Raw genomic sequence first — 15,594 nt, forward strand, 5'->3', positions numbered from 1 at the left:
TATGTGGGAGTCAGGCTGCCCGTAAAAGCCCGATTGGTGAGGGCTAAAAATCAGTGGGGATGGACAAAACCCCAACTGATTAAAGTTTTACTTTATATGCAAATTTGCATCTCCACTTGCAAAGCACTAAAAAAACTTTAAAATATACAGGATGACTAAATATACAATTTTCATCTAAAATCTTGATACACTAAAAATCATTAAATGTAACATTTTTTCAATTTTAAGAAGTATTACACTCTTATTTTTTTCCTTATAAGCATGCTTTTTATAAGGAAATCTGATACAATCCTTAAGTAATATTATTATGTATAGATATTACGAATATAGTGCATACTTAAAGAAGGTGATTTTATTGAAATTAAATAAAAATTTACAACTATGTATATTAATTACAATATTAATATGCTATTCAATCTATTTTATGTTTTTCTTTCTGTTCCCTACTCATTTTTCAAATTTCAATGTACGCTTCACTCATCGTTGAAGCCATTACATTTATATCGCTAATTTACTCTATATATTCTAAAAAAGTTAGTTCAAATCCTTTTTGGATATGTATTACAATTGCAATTGGTAGTTTTTTATTAGGAAAAGTAGTATATACGTATCAAGATACCTTTTTTGAACTTCCAATACATCATTTTGCTGTTTCTGATGTATTTTACATGTTTTTTCTATTCTTCTGTCTTATCGCTTTCTGCTATAAGATCTTAAAAGAATGCAATAAATGGGAAAAGCTTTCTTTATTTGTGATATATGTATAGTACTTACTTCCATATTCACATTAGAATGGTATTTATTTAATCAGCCAAATTTAAATATATTCTCACTTTCACTCGGAGATATTTTCCTTTCATTTCTATATCCAATTGCAGATCTATTATTTCTTCTACTAGGTGTTAGTCTCTTTTTCCGCCCAACAATTTTTAAGTCCAAGCGGAAAATTTATATCTTTATTTTTGTATTAATTAGTTCTGCAACTTTTAACTATATTTATTTTTACTTAAATACCCATTTATCAACTGACACTATAACATTTTTACGTCTTTTATATAGAATACCTATATTGCTTATCGCAATAGCTGGGTCTATTTCAGAAGATGATAATAGCCATAAAAATTATTTCATTGTAAACCCTATACTAGGAAAGAAAGTTTTAGTCGTATTTCCCTATCTTGCTGTTGCAATACTAATCGGGTTTACGTTAAAAGAACAAACATCATCTTCCACTCTCATTACAGGAAATTGTATCGCTTTTGTTTTTGTACTTATTCGACATTCTATTGTAGGTATGCAAAACGCTACTCTAACAAAACGTCTACAAGCATTTAATGCTCAACTAGAAGAAAAAGTTACTTTAAGGACTTCTGATTTAGTCCATAAATCAGAGGCTCTATCTCAAAAACAACAAAAGTTTAAATCATTATATGAATATCATCCTGATCCTATTTTTACGATTGATTTAAATGGAATATTCTTAAATGTAAATAAAGCCGGGAGTATGCTACTTGGAGCGCCAACAAACGAGTTACTTGGTGAAACATGTTTTTCGATTATTTTAGAAGAAGATAAACATAAACTAGCATCTGCATTAGAAAAGGTTAAACAACAAGAATCCGCATCTTTACAACTTAGTTCTCAATATAAAGATGGCTTTACTTATTTTTTATACGTTACCATCGTTCCTATTATGATAGATGGACAAATTTCAGGAAGCTATATTATGGTAAAGGATATTACCGCACTAAAAAAACAACAAGAAGAAATAAAATATTTAGCATTCCACGATACTGTAACGAAAATTGGGAACCGATCCTTTTTCCATAGGAAGTTAAGAAAATTTATAAAAAATGCTCAAACAACACAAAGTGAGTTTGCATTATTATATTTAGATTTAGATCGCTTTAAAGTAATTAACGATACACTTGGACATTCGTCAGGTGATTACATATTAGAAGAAGTAGCAAAACGTTTCCAATCATGTCTTCCATCACATACTCATCTGTCAAGAATCGGTGGCGATGAATTTACAATTTTAATCGAAAACTATACGGACCATGATTCCTTATTCAAGTTATGTAACCAATTATTTGAAGGCATGAAAAAACCGTTTGTCCTACATGAGCATAAATTAACTTTATCACTTAGTATCGGCATCGCTATATATCCATCTGGTGGAATTGATACCGCTACACTCTTAAAAAACGCTAATGTTGCAATGTATGATGCTAAGGAAAAAGAGCTTAACTCTGTCTCTATTTATGACGATGTAATCGCTAAAAAAATCGAAAGACGATTACGATTAGAGAAAGATTTACCAAACGCAATTCAAAATGAAGAATTGTTCCTTTTATATCAACCTCAAGTTGATAGCAAATCAAATAAAATTATCGGTGCCGAAGCTTTAATCAGATGGAACCATCCCGAATTAGGTGTTATTTCTCCGTATGAATTTATCCCTATCGCCGAAGAAACACTACAAATTATTCCAATAGGAAAATGGACATTACAGCAAGCCTGTCAGGAAATGAAACGTTGGCACACACTCGGATATTCTCATTTGAAAATAGGAGTAAATTTATCTGCTAAAGAATTTGAACAAGAAGACTTTGTAAAATCTATTTCTTCTGCTTTAGCAACTACAGGCTTACCAGCAGGTTCCCTTGATCTAGAATTAACAGAACGAATTGCAATGATGGATGAGAGAGAAACATTGATAAAACTGCGTACACTAAAAAGTTTAGGGATTCACATTTCAATCGACGACTTTGGTACAGGCTATTCTTCCCTAGCCTACTTACCTTTATATCCAATCGATACGTTAAAAATCCCAAGAGAATTTATTACAATGTCTGAAACGTGTGAAGATGGAATGGAAATCATTAAAACGATCATCACATTAGCACATACATTAGGAATGTCTGTCATTGCTGAAGGTGTAGAAACGAAAGAACACGTAAATTTCCTTCAAAAAAATAAATGTCAGTTTATTCAAGGTTATTATTACAGTAAACCTATTTATACAAATGAATTTACTAAGCTGTTAGAAAACGGTATTCGTCCATAGTATATAGCTCTATACAGAATATAATCGGCATAAGTAACAATGAATTTGAACAACTATAGTAAAAAGGAAAGAAGATACCTTCTTTCCTTTTGTTTTTCTATTTAAATTTCTATTACTTCACCACTTCATTTATTATATCTATTAATTGATGAATTCCCTCATCATTTGTTTTCTTAAATCCATTCATGTTTTGAATATATCTCTCCTTATTGGCATACAACTTGTTTACCGCATCTGTAAATGTACTGGCGCTTATTCTATCTTGAAGTAATACTTCCGCATACCCTTGTCGTGCAAAATAGTCAGCATTTAAAACTTGATCCCCTCTACTGGAACCATTAGTTAACGGAATAAGCAACATCGGTTTCTTCAAAAATAACAATTCAGAAATAGCAGTAGAACCCGCTCTGGAAACTACAACACTTGCCATATTCAGTATATGCGGCAACTCTTCGCCTATATATTCAAATTGCATATAACCTTCCATTCCAATAGATGGATCCACCTTCCCTTTACCACACATATGAACAATATTAAAACTTAATAATAATGTATCTAAACTTTTCCTTACCATATCATTTATCCATTGTGCACCTTGACTCCCACCCATTATTAACAGTACCGGTTTATCTTGCCTAAATTTACAATAGCTTCTTCCTCGTAATACGTTACCGCTCTCAATTTCTTCCCTTACAATTGGTCCTACATAAACCTTTTTCTCATTACTTACATTCTCCCCTGTATGAGGGAATGTTGTGCATAGTTTTGTAGCAAAAGGTAATGCTATTTTATTTGCTAACCCTAACGTACTATCTGGCTCACGTATTACGATAGGTACATGATTTAACCATGCCCCTATAACTACAGGAACTGAAACAAATCCTCCTGCCGAAAAGATAACGCCAGGCTTCATTTTCTTAATTAATTTATAACTTTGTAAACAACCGTTTATAATTTTAAAAGGATCTTTAAAGTTCTCCCAATCCCAATATCTCCTAAGCTTCCCTGTTGAAATACTATTATACTTAACATTTTGAACTAATAATTTTTCAATTCCATTTTGAGATCCAATATACTCAACTCCCCATCCTTTTTCCATAAATTTAGGAATCAATACCATATTAATCATTACGTGTCCGGCTGTACCGCCCCCAGTAAAGAGAATCTTTTTATTCATAACTTATATCCACCTTTATCATTAAAAATCTAGCTTTATATTAATCTTTAACTCAAGTCCTATATCTTGTAAGAGATCTTTGATGAGTTCATAAAAATCATTTCCATACTCACTACACTCATACTGAGCAAAAACTTGAATCACATGCCTAGTTCTAGTCTCTAGTGCTGGCTTTATTCGATTAACCTTTTTTTCTTCCACATACGCTCGATATTGATTTATTGCCTCATAGAGGTGCAACACATGCGCTTCTTCATCTTTCCAATCCAGCGTATCAACAATCGAAAGAAATAGCGTACTTTGATTATCTATTGCTTCATAACTATTCATATACTTCTTACACCCTTTTTTATTTTTCATTGAATGCAGATGTCACTGTGCTTCGCATACTCAAGTACATCTTTCAATGATTGATGAAATTGGATTTTCGGGACCCAACCTAACTTTTTTATATCCTCTAACACTAAACTTTTATTTGAGTCACTCTCAAAATTATCTGTTTCTTTTATAGTAAAGTTCAGCTGTGTTAATCCTTTATATTGTTCTAGTACATCTAATAAAGATCGTTTTACTCCTGATCCAATATTATATTCTTTTCCATTTATACCATCACGTAATAACACATGATACGCTTTAACTACATCACGTACATCTAGAAAGTCCCTACTATCTTTCAAACTGTTTACTTCAATAATTGGTTCACTTTTACCCGACTCTATATCTATCATTTTTTTTGCCAGAATAGAACAAATACCATTCGATACTCCTGGACCAATTAAGTTCGAGGGCTTTGCAATGATAATATTTGAATCCATTAACCCACCCCAAGCCTCTGCGACGATTACTTGCATAGTTTTACTTAAACTATATGGATTTGAAAATTTTATGTTGTTCATACTATCTGCTTGCAATGCAGATCCTATAACTAATGTTCTACAATGGGGTGCTTCTTGCTTAATTGCTTCTAATAAATATAACGTCCCTATCACATTAATCTCCATGTATTCAAGAGCAGCTGTCCAAGACTCTATGACCGAATTTCTTCCTGCTAAATGCAATACATAGTCTGGCTTTATTTGTTTAATTACCTTCATTACTTCGCCCTTATTAGTTAAATTACAAGTAATTCCATTCCTGCATTTTTCTCTATGTGAACGATTTTGAAACATAGGAATTACATGAAAGCCCTTGTCTAAAAAATATTGGCAAGCATGGCGCCCTGTGAAGCCATTTGCACCAGTTATTAAAAGGCTCACATTTTTTTTCATAGTAAAAATCCTCCTTTTTCTAACATTTGTTTCACCTCATGTTTTGCAAGTAAGTCTTGTTGAGAACTAAAACTCTTCACATCCACAAGCGGATAACTAGCATAATATTCTTGAAGTCCTTCTATAGGAATAGTCGGTAGTACCACAAAATAATTTTGATCAAAACTAATACTTGTTTTACTCTCTACCTCAGATAAAAGCATTTCACTTAATTTTTCACCAGGTCTTATCCCTACCTCTTTTATCTTCACGTTTTCTTTTTTTGAATCTTCAATCAATACTTTTGCTAAATCCGTTATTTTACATGCTGGCATTTTCATAACAAAGATTTCCCCTCCTCTTCCTTCAGATGCTGCTTTAAATAACAATCCAACAGCATCTTCAATTGTTAAGAAAAATCTAGTCATATTTTCATCAGTAATCCCTACCTGTGAAGACTTTTTAATTTGCTTTTTAAAGAGCGGTACCACACTTCCACTCGTCCCTAAAACATTTCCACCACGAACACAAATGAATTTTGTTTTCTTCGTTTGCACATTCGCATGAACCATTAACTTTTCACCAATTGCTTTTGTCATCCCATACGTATTTGATGGGTCGGCCGCTTTATCAGTTGAAACATATATAACTTTCTCAACTTGCTTCTGGATTGATGCTTCAATTACATTTTGCGTACCATGTATATTTGTTTTTATAGCTTCATAAGGATAATACTCACATACTGGAACATGTTTTAAAGCTGCAAGATGGAATACATAATGTACACCTTGGCAAGCATATACGAGTTGGTCTTTATCACGAATATCTCCAATAATAAATTTCAATCTATCTTCATTTATAAACTGTTGCTGCATTTCAAACTGAACTGTTTCATTTCTTGAAAAAACTCTAATTTCTTTCGGTGATTTTTCTAATAGTTGTTTTATAAGTTCATGCCCCCACGAACCTGTACCACCAGTAATTAAAATTATTTTATTAAGCATTCCTTTTCCTCCTACCGGACATTTCATTAAAAATTGTATTTATTAACGCGATTGAATTATTTTCAATTGATTCAAATCATAATCGTCGTTTGTTACATTTAATTGACAAAATAAAAAAACAGAAACTATTAAACATAGTTTCTGTTTTTTATTTCACTTCTTAACAGTAAGATTTTTCCATACTGTTTGCATGATAACTATATTACTTGTAGAAAAACACCGTTCATTTATTTCTTATACTCGTAATAAAATAAATAGAATGGTGCATAGCCAATGCCATGTTTACATTCATGAAAAAAGGGAGGTAATGGAATGTACCGAAGCAATTCAAACAACTCAAATAATATATATAACAATCCTTCCAAAGCACTTCCTCTCTCCCTATTCGATGTAAAAAATGAGTTAAAACAAAAAAGCAAACTCATTCATTCTGGCACCATGTATACATTAACGAAAGAAGAGCAACTCATCATCGACAAAATAAAAGTACAGACAAAACAACTAAATAAAAATAACGTCACAAGAACACGTGCATACTATCAATTTTACATTCAATATCCCGAAATACATTGGGCACTACTTGGACATATGGTATCACGTAACGGTGGTTGGAATATGACTGATTTAAAGGGAGACTTATATACGAGGATTTTATCAGAGAAGGATCAAATTACATTTTTTTCTTTTTTAGAAAGAGGAAATTGGCTCATTTTTCAAGATGTATATCCTCAATTTTTGCTATATGAACAAAGTGTTAAAAAATCACAAAAACTATTTCATCTTCTTCCTCACCTAAATGTTTCTACATTTATGGAAACGATGTGGAACGATTTTTGGAAAACAGGTAACAAAAAAACATTGGCGATCGCAACTATTATTAATGAACAAAACTACTTAGAAAAAAGGGTTATTCAAAATGTACACTTTCAAAAGACTGTACTAAATAGTATTGGATTTAAACTCTTTGATTTCTTTCAGTTTAATCATATCCTTTTCCCATTCTACGAAAATGATAAGAAACAAAAAGTATTACTATTTGGTGATACAATGAAACATTTTACGTCCTTGCATGAACGAATCTTAATTGGAAAAAGGTTGTATTCACTATTATTTCGGGATACACATATTTTATCTCAAATAATAAGTTGGGCCCAACATCATCCACACACAGGCTCAAGGAAAGATTACTGGCCTCATTTATTTTCAAGTGTAAATGAATCTTTTTCCCGTGAGTTTTATAAACGCCGAATAAAGAAATGCCAGTTGCGTAGTGGTGCATATCGTATATACAGCCCTGCACTCATCTATGCATGGCGCGATATGAAACATGAAGAAGATAAAAGTAAAGATTGGTTTACTGATTGGCAAGTTGTAAATTACTTAGTTGATAAGGAGGAAAGTATAAGTGGACAAATTTCAGAAGACTACTGCAAAACACTCGAAAAAATTGAACTTGCAATTCTCGCAAAGAAAAATGTCCTCCTCCGAGAGGAAGAATGACTTTCTAGCTTTAATAATTACAGTTTTTCTCTCTGCTATTATTGGAACTTGTTTAGATGCTTTCTTTGTTAATAAACAAATATATTCTTTTCCAGTTAGACCCTTCTCATCCACATTTTCAGTTAACATAGCTTTCACATTACTCGTACTACCGATTTTAACAGCCTCTTTTATACAAATTTCAAAAACATTATCTACAGTTTCTAGAACTCTATTTATTATTTCAATAGGCGTTTGCGCTAGCATTTTTGAGCAAGTTGCTGAGAGGCTAGGTTTATTTGTACATAATGAGCATTGGCATCATACTTATTCTTTGTTTGGGTATATGATTTTTCTTGCTTTTATTTGGAAAGTATATCGTTGGCTACCAAAATAAAGAGACCGTTTGTATAACGGCCTCTCCTCTTAAGCATAATCTTCAATTCTTACTACTGAACGACTTTGAAGACTTTTTGATCGCAAACGATATGCAACTACTTTCTTCTTATATTGCTTTATTACATCAACGTGTTCCTCGTAGCTATATAAAGAAAACTTAATCGTTTTCTTTCCTATCTTCGTCTTAATAACTAATGGTGTTCCATTCCCTTGCGGCGGAAAATAATGCTTATCCAAAAATAAAGCCTCATTAAATTCATGAATAACTTGAAGTTTCATTTCTCCTTCTATACTTTCCCCATCTACTGTTACAGTAGTATTTTCCTCATCCAATTTTTGATGTAACTCAAATCTACTAATAATTGATTCTACGACAGAAGTTGGCATACTAGAAACTAGTACTTTAAGAGCACCAAAAATAAATAATGTAACTATAAACCATGTTGTCATTTTAATCATCTCCATTACACTCTAAAATGAGTAGTGTTATGCTCCTTATTACGATTCATTAATTTTCAAAATAAAAATTTCATTCCATAAGGTACTAATATACTAATAAGTATCCCTGTTACAATCATCGTTACCGAACCGATAGTTGCTTCTTTCTCTCCCTCTTTCACTAGACGACTCACACCAATGATATGTGATGCGCAGCCCATCCCAACTCCTTTTCCAATTGTACTTGTTATACGGAAAAGTTTAAGTACTGTCGGTCCTATGATAGCACCTGTTATTCCCGCAACAACTACAAAACTAGCAGTCATAGATGGAATACCCCCAATTTGTTCGGCTAATGAAATTGCAATAGGCATCGTCGCTAATTGCGGGATAGTTGTTAATATAAGTTCCTTATCTATATTCAACATTTCCCCAATCACTACATTCAAACTTATTAAAGCCACTATACCGATTACTACCCCAACAAGTATCGATAAGAAGTTTTTCATAAGTATTTTTCGTTCCTTAAATAGTGGTATTGCTAAAGCTACAATCGCAGGGCTCAAGAAACTGGAAAGAATATCTCCCCCATTTTCCTTATAATCTTGATGAGAGATCCCGAAAATAAGGAATATGCAAATCATAATTGCTGTAACTGTTAACACCGGTAAAGTAAATGGAAACGTAAATTTTTTATATAGCTTTGTCGCCAATAAATAAATCACTACAGTAATAAAAATTAAGACCATTTGAATAGCGCACCTTATCAATTTTATTTTTTGGATGTTATTAATAATTGACTTACATAACCTGAAATAATCAATGTTACTAAAGTACTTACAACAACTAGAAAGAACATAATACTACCCTTACTTAAAAGAAAAGAACCGTATTCCATTAACCCAGTCGTCGAAGGAATTAAAAATAAAGGTAAAAATACTATTAGCTTTTCTGCACCTATCTCAAACCATTTTAATGGCAAAATGCGAGTGGAAAGAAGCAGAAAAAGAATTAACATTCCTATTAAACTTCCTGGCATAGATAGATGAAATACTTCCTGAATCCATACACCAACCAAACTAAACATATATAGCACTCCTACTTGAAGTAAAAGCTTCAAAAACTTCAATTGCTACTCCCCATTTCAATACCAAATCCCCACAATTTATTATTGAATCTCGTTTAATGTCTCTGCAAATCTTGTAATTCCAAGCTGAATTTGTTCGACATTCGCTCTGCCAAAAGTAAATCGTATATATTCACTTTTCGAACCTAGGACGCTTCCTGGGACAAATGCTACACCATTGCGTATAGATTCACCTAGTAAATGGTATTCATCAAACGTTCCTTGCACTTTACACCATAAATGTATTCCGCCCTCTGGAACAAAAAATTCAACCTGGTCCCCTAATATTTCTTCAAGCTTTCTAATTAACTCATCTCTTCTTTGCTTCAGTTGTCCACGAAGCATCGTAATATGCGTATGAAAATCCTCAGATTCTAAAAATTGGTTCGCTACCCACTGTGTAAATACACTATGACCGAAATCAACTTGCTGCTTCGCATCTGCCAATCGCTCAATTACGCGCGTGGGGCCAATTACCCAACCAATACGTAATCCTGATGCAACAATTTTTGATAATGAGCTTACATAAAGAACATTCCCATTTTGATCCATCGATTTCAATGTTGGATTCACTTCTCCATTAAAAGAAGTCAAACTATACGGATCATCTTCTACAATCGGTATACCAAATTCAGAAGATAGTTCTAAAACCTTTTTACGTCTTGCCAACGAAAGTACCGTTCCAGTTGGATTTTGATAATCTGGATTTAAAAATACCATACGAATGCGATGCTTTTTGTGCAAATCGATTAAGTCATCGGGATTCATTCCATGCTCATCAACTGGTAAACGGAATATGTTTAAACTTGCTGATTTAAACATCGGAAGTGAATAACAATAGGAAGGATCCTCAATTGCAATCGCATCGCCAGGTTTTAACAAACATTGAACGATAAGATTAAGTGCCTGCTGAGCTCCAGATGTAATAAGAATAGAGCTTGAATCTGCTTCTATTTGTTTATATTGCTCGACATGTGCTGCAATTGTTTTTCGCAACATTTCATTTCCAAGTGGATGGTCATAACCGAGATTTCCCATAAATGTTTTCTCCGACAAAATTGTTCGAAATCTATCACTCGGAATTAATTCTGGTGACAATTCACCACTCGCTAAATTGATTAAATCATCTTTTTGTGTTTCCGTTCGAATTTGTTGAACAAGTGGTACATTAGGCAAGAACGATCCATCCTCAACGTACCTACCCCAGTTCGGTATTCGTTTATGTGACACACCCCATATGTCTGTATTCACCCGGGTGCCGCTTCCTTTTTGCCGTTCTACTACCCCAAGTGATTTTAATTCCTCATAAGCAGCTACTACCGTACTCCGGTTCACTTGTAACTCCTGTGCTAACATACGCTCAGAAGGTAATTTTCTATCAGAAGGGAATTCACCGGTAGAAATGCCTCTTTCAATGTAATCAGCAATTTGTTTATAAACTGGTATCTTATTTTCACGATTCGGTTGCCATTCCATTTAGTTCCCTCCTCTCCAAGCAGGTGTCCTGAATTCATTAATAATAGTATTCACTGTGAAAATGGTATTAATCAAGCGCATGATTTAAAAATGTCTCAACCGTCACATTAAAACTAGTAGGCTGTTCTACATAAGGCAAGTGCCCACTATCTTTCAACTCAACGAAAGTCACGTTTCTCAGGTGTTTTTCAAATTCTCTCACATACTTTTCCGGAACAAAATAATCATTCTCTCCTCGTATTATTAATGCAGGACATGCAATGTTAGAGAGGTATGGTCTTTGATCGTAATCAACTAATTCAGCGAATAGCCTTTGAATATGCATTGGATTAATAGTTTGTAGGGATTGATGAAATCCTCGGACAATTGCATCATTATCTTCTACTCCCATTGCGCTCAATAACGTATCCGCCCAAGCTTTCCCGTTATCATTTACGCTAAGTAAGTCATATATTTTAAGTCGTTCTTGACGATCTTCTGGTTCCAAATAGGGAAATGCATTTACAACAATTAAGCTAGTAACAAAGCTTGGATAGTGAATAGCAAAATCAATCCCTACTCTAGCCCCTTTTGAAAGACCACAAATGACTACTTTTTGTAGCTTTAAATAATTGCATAACTCATACAAAACATTTGAGTATTCTTTAAAACTAATTTCCAGTCCTTCAGATTTCCCATGTCCAGGTAAATCAAGTGAAATCACTGTCCAATTTCCCTTGAAATATTGTCTTTGATATAACCAATTGTTTGAGTTTCCTCCAAGACCGTGTAAAAACAATATGACAGGACCCGATCCTTCTATATTGTAATAAACCTTTTGATTTTTATATATAAAATACATATAAATCCCCTTCAGTTATAGCACTACATTTTCTTATTCTTTAATGGATATATCCAAAACGGCTCTCTTTCTAACCACTCAACTGTTTCTGGAACACCGTCTTCATACTCTCTTTCCAGCTCATCCACTTTAGTTGCAAATTGTGATGCATGTGCTCGTAATGCCTCTAATTTTTTCGGAACATATTCCGTCACTTCATTTTTAAAATCCGGAGGGCCTATTTCGTCTTCATGATTTTCCGAAAAAGCTACAGCATAAAAGACCGGTCGTTTACTTTCCGAAATATTAGCTAATGCCTCTACTACCGCTTCCCCTGTTGCATCGTGATCTGGATGAACTGCATACCCAGGATAGAAAGAAATAACTACAGAAGGATTCAATTCTTCAATACAGTTTTGAATCAGACTTCTTAATTTTTCAGGCTCTTCAAATTCAAGAGTTTTATCACGATATCCCATCATACGTAAATCTTCAATCCCTAAAATATTTGTAGCTCGCTTTAACTCTTTCTCTCTAATAGCATATAAAGACTCACGTGTTGCAAAAGGTGGATCCCCCATCGCTCTCCCCATTTCACCAAGTGTTAAGCAAACATAAGTAAGAGGGACTTTCTGCTCAGTATAAGCCAAAATTGTGCCAGCCACGCAATACGACTCATCATCTGGATGCGGGAAAACAACTAAAACGTGGCGCTCATTTTTCATCAATATATTAACTCCTTCATCATATATAAACTCTATAAAATAACGACCGCATACCAAGTAACTCCTACAAGAAGCACTAAAAGAAGAATGATATAGATAGCTGATAAGTTTTTCACATTCCTCTTTGTAGACTTACCGTAATTCTCCTCCACATTTCGTGCAACTAGTACGGTCCCAAACAGTGATACAACTACAATAATAACAACTAGTGAAATCGCAAAACTCATTGTCTTTTCACCTCTCTAAAACCAGTCTATTTAAACAAACAAGATACATATAAAATGTCCTTCTTAAGGTACAATAAAATACTACCTTTCTTCTCTTATCATAATGGAAGTTTGCGAAAAACGGACCAACCACTTTTAGGTTTTTTTGCTCATCCACTTCAAAATAAAAAGCAACTGATTTCCTAGAATCAGTTGCTTTTTTACAAGGCTAATTATATTCATTTTCACTTAAAATTAATCCGATTTAAAAGTTTGGTCTTTTCATAATGAAACATCGATTGAGATAACTCGAAAATCGTCCCGTTTACAAGACAAACTGTATTTTCAATAAGAAGCGCCGGATCACCTTCATTTAGTTCTAAAAGCTGTGCATTTTCTTTATTTACTTTTTCACAACTAATAACTTTATCGGCAAAACCAATATTTAATCGTAAATCTTCAATGAAATAACTGTATACAGAGCTTAATGCTATTTCTTCATTCAAATATGGAATGATATCCTTTTTGAAATAACTTACTTCAATAGAGAATGGTTTCCCGTCTACAATTCTTAAGCGCTTCAAAAAATACAATCTAGTTCCAGCTTCACATTGCATCCGCTTTGCTATCTCTTCATCCGCATCTATTACTTCAAGCTCTAACACCTTCGTTTCAATATTTTGTGAAACAAGGTTTTTCGTTAATCCACGTAAACTACCTAAATTAATGTAATCTGTTACAGAAGTTTCGCGTAAAAACATGCCACTACCTTGCACTTGAAAAATATAGCCTCTATTCACAAGCTGACTAATTACTTTACGTATCGTATTACGGCTTACTTCAAATCGATTCATCAACGCTTCTTCTGTAGGTAGTTTTTTCGTTTCATTAAAAAGTCCATCTCGAATGTTTTGCTCTAAAACATCAGCAATTTGTTTATACTTTGCACTCATACACTTTCTCCTAAAATACTCTTTTATCTGTTATAACTCTTCTCCTCTCGTTTCGATCACATGATTATACCAATGAAACGAAAGTTTCTTCTTACGTTTTAAGTTATCATTATGATCGACAAAAATAAAGCCATATTGCTTTTTATATCCATTTAGCCAACTTAATAAATCGATAACAGACCATGCATAATAACCTTTTAAATTAATTCCCTCTTGAATTGCACGCTTCATTACTTTTAAATGCTCTTCAATAAATTTAATTCTCGGAACATCTACAATTTCTCCGTCAATGATTGGATCTTCATCACCAAGTCCATTTTCCGTTACATACATCTTTATGTCACCGTAACGTGCTTTCAACATGTGCAATCCCTCTAAGAAACCTTCGGGAGATATTTCCCATCCCCATTTTGTATATGTTTTATCATCCATTTTAACTGTTCGATAAAAACCATCAAAAGAAGGACTACCTGGAGAAAGTGTTGAGTTTTCTCGAGAATGTTCCTCATTCTTTATATCCATATCGTATCTTTCCACTCGTATCGGTTGATAATAATTCAAGCCAATAAAATCATTTTTTTCGGCATTTTGTTTAATAATTTCTAATTCTTCAACCGTCCAATTAGGAGTCCATCCTTTTTCCTTTAATTGTTGTACAACATAAGATGGATACTCACCTTTTAAAACTGGATCATAGTACCAATACGTTTCATATTCATTCGCATGATTTGTTGCTAGTATATTTTCTTTTTGATCATCCACACTATAAGCAGGTAAGAAAACATGCGTGATACCAATCTCTCCATATTGTTTCAACTGCTTGTACACTGCAACTGTTTTTGCATGTGCATAAAATACATAATGAGTCGCTTGAAAATACTTTGGAACATCATTTTGTATTCCAGGTGGATGTGCACCTTTTAAGTACCCTAATCCACAAAACATCACTGTTTCATTAAAAGTAATCCAATGTTTAACTCTATCACCAAATGCCTTAAAGCAAATCTCTGCGTACTTTACAAAAGCTTCTGCTGTTCGTTTATTCGTCCATCCACCGCCTTTTTCTAAAGTTAATGGTAGATCCCAATGATATAAAGTTACAAACGGTACAATCCCGTATTTTAAACATTCATCAATTAAGTTGTTATAAAATGCTATTCCTTTTTCATTTACCTCTCCATCTCCAGTCCGCAAAATTCTCGCCCAAGAAATAGAAAAACGATACGATTCTAATCCCATCTCAGCCATTAAGCGAACATCTTCCTTATATCGATGATAATGATCAACAGCTACATCACCATTTGTCCCATTGTATGTTTTGCCAGGAATTTTTGAAAACTCATCCCAATTCGTAACACCTTTTCCATCTTCATTCCATGCACCTTCTACTTGATAAGAAGCTGAAGCAGCCCCGAATAAAAAATCATGTGGAAACTTCATAGTATATACCTCCGTTTCATTACAATAAATCAAA

The 15,594-nt window shown here is 33.4% G+C and carries 15 protein-coding genes and 1 pseudogene; 3 read left to right on the forward strand and 13 right to left on the reverse strand.

The annotated features are described in order from the left end of the window. The first annotated feature begins 355 nt into the window (after positions 1-355). Positions 356-3,070 (forward strand): annotated as a pseudogene (locus MHI07_RS17055) (EAL domain-containing protein). A gap of 112 nt (positions 3,071-3,182) precedes the next feature. Here MHI07_RS17055 and MHI07_RS17060 read toward each other — a convergent pair. Genes MHI07_RS17060 through MHI07_RS17075 form a run of 4 tightly spaced genes read right to left on the reverse strand, consistent with a single transcriptional unit; the run spans position 3,183 to position 6,498 of the window. Continuing rightward, positions 3,183-4,247: an undecaprenyldiphospho-muramoylpentapeptide beta-N-acetylglucosaminyltransferase gene (locus MHI07_RS17060; protein WP_340825309.1), complete on the reverse strand. Its 1,065-nt coding sequence runs from the start codon at positions 4,245-4,247 to the stop codon at positions 3,183-3,185. Positions 4,248-4,268: 21 nt separating this feature from the next. Then, positions 4,269-4,607 carry a DUF6572 domain-containing protein gene (locus tag MHI07_RS17065; RefSeq protein ID WP_078181504.1) on the reverse strand — a complete coding sequence of 113 codons (339 nt, stop codon included), beginning with the start codon at positions 4,605-4,607 and terminating at the stop codon, positions 4,269-4,271. Then, complete coding sequence (locus MHI07_RS17070) at positions 4,604-5,515, reverse strand: NAD-dependent epimerase/dehydratase family protein (RefSeq protein ID WP_002160792.1); 912 nt, start codon at positions 5,513-5,515, stop codon at positions 4,604-4,606. The genes MHI07_RS17065 and MHI07_RS17070 overlap by 4 nt, the downstream gene beginning before the upstream one ends. Next, on the reverse strand, positions 5,512-6,498 hold the full coding sequence (locus MHI07_RS17075) for a UDP-N-acetylglucosamine 4,6-dehydratase family protein (protein ID WP_002111308.1): 987 nt from the start codon (positions 6,496-6,498) through the stop codon (positions 5,512-5,514). The genes MHI07_RS17070 and MHI07_RS17075 overlap by 4 nt, the downstream gene beginning before the upstream one ends. Before the next feature lie 312 nt (positions 6,499-6,810). Between MHI07_RS17075 and MHI07_RS17080 the strand changes: the two genes are divergently transcribed. Together MHI07_RS17080 and MHI07_RS17085 are read left to right on the forward strand one after the other, a co-directional pair. Beyond that, entirely contained in the window at positions 6,811-7,998 is a 1,188-nt protein-coding gene (locus MHI07_RS17080; RefSeq protein ID WP_340825314.1) for a DUF2515 domain-containing protein, read from the forward strand. Beyond that, complete coding sequence (locus MHI07_RS17085; RefSeq protein ID WP_088079179.1) at positions 7,973-8,374, forward strand: CBO0543 family protein; 402 nt, start codon at positions 7,973-7,975, stop codon at positions 8,372-8,374. Before MHI07_RS17080 ends, MHI07_RS17085 begins: the two co-directional genes overlap by 26 nt. Positions 8,375-8,403: 29 nt before the next feature. Here the strand turns inward: MHI07_RS17085 and MHI07_RS17090 are convergent, their stop codons facing one another. The 9 genes from MHI07_RS17090 to MHI07_RS17130 all read right to left on the reverse strand — a co-directional run bounded on the left by MHI07_RS17090 (position 8,404) and on the right by MHI07_RS17130 (position 15,560). Then, positions 8,404-8,826 (reverse strand): YfmQ family protein, encoded by a 423-nt coding sequence (locus MHI07_RS17090; protein ID WP_340825318.1) that lies wholly within the window; start codon positions 8,824-8,826, stop codon positions 8,404-8,406. Positions 8,827-8,891: 65 nt separating this feature from the next. Continuing rightward, entirely contained in the window at positions 8,892-9,563 is a 672-nt protein-coding gene (locus tag MHI07_RS17095; RefSeq protein WP_098988356.1) for an LrgB family protein, read from the reverse strand. A gap of 23 nt (positions 9,564-9,586) precedes the next feature. Next, on the reverse strand, positions 9,587-9,943 hold the full coding sequence (locus tag MHI07_RS17100; protein WP_033710841.1) for a CidA/LrgA family holin-like protein: 357 nt from the start codon (positions 9,941-9,943) through the stop codon (positions 9,587-9,589). A gap of 39 nt (positions 9,944-9,982) precedes the next feature. Further along, on the reverse strand, positions 9,983-11,416 hold the full coding sequence (gene pdxR / locus MHI07_RS17105) for a MocR-like pyridoxine biosynthesis transcription factor PdxR (protein ID WP_078172958.1): 1,434 nt from the start codon (positions 11,414-11,416) through the stop codon (positions 9,983-9,985). Between the two features lie 67 nt (positions 11,417-11,483). Next, a complete protein-coding gene (locus tag MHI07_RS17110; protein ID WP_340825325.1) occupies positions 11,484-12,257 on the reverse strand; it encodes an alpha/beta fold hydrolase in 774 nt (257 codons plus the stop codon). A 23-nt stretch (positions 12,258-12,280) separates the two neighbouring features. Continuing rightward, positions 12,281-12,961, reverse strand: a complete 681-nt coding sequence (gene bshB2 / locus MHI07_RS17115) for a bacillithiol biosynthesis deacetylase BshB2 (RefSeq protein WP_340826912.1) — start codon at positions 12,959-12,961, stop codon at positions 12,281-12,283. Positions 12,962-12,993: 32 nt separating this feature from the next. Next, positions 12,994-13,188, reverse strand: a complete 195-nt coding sequence (locus MHI07_RS17120; protein ID WP_002066705.1) for a hypothetical protein — start codon at positions 13,186-13,188, stop codon at positions 12,994-12,996. Between the two features lie 224 nt (positions 13,189-13,412). After that, positions 13,413-14,120 (reverse strand): GntR family transcriptional regulator, encoded by a 708-nt coding sequence (locus tag MHI07_RS17125; RefSeq protein WP_340825328.1) that lies wholly within the window; start codon positions 14,118-14,120, stop codon positions 13,413-13,415. Positions 14,121-14,150: 30 nt separating this feature from the next. Beyond that, on the reverse strand, positions 14,151-15,560 hold the full coding sequence (locus tag MHI07_RS17130; protein ID WP_340825330.1) for a glycoside hydrolase family 1 protein: 1,410 nt from the start codon (positions 15,558-15,560) through the stop codon (positions 14,151-14,153). Positions 15,561-15,594 lie beyond the last annotated feature (34 nt).

It is taken from the genome of Bacillus sp. FSL H8-0545 (assembly GCF_038006105.1).
In the GTDB taxonomy this organism is placed as follows: Bacteria; Bacillota; Bacilli; order Bacillales; family Bacillaceae_G; genus Bacillus_A; species Bacillus_A cereus_U.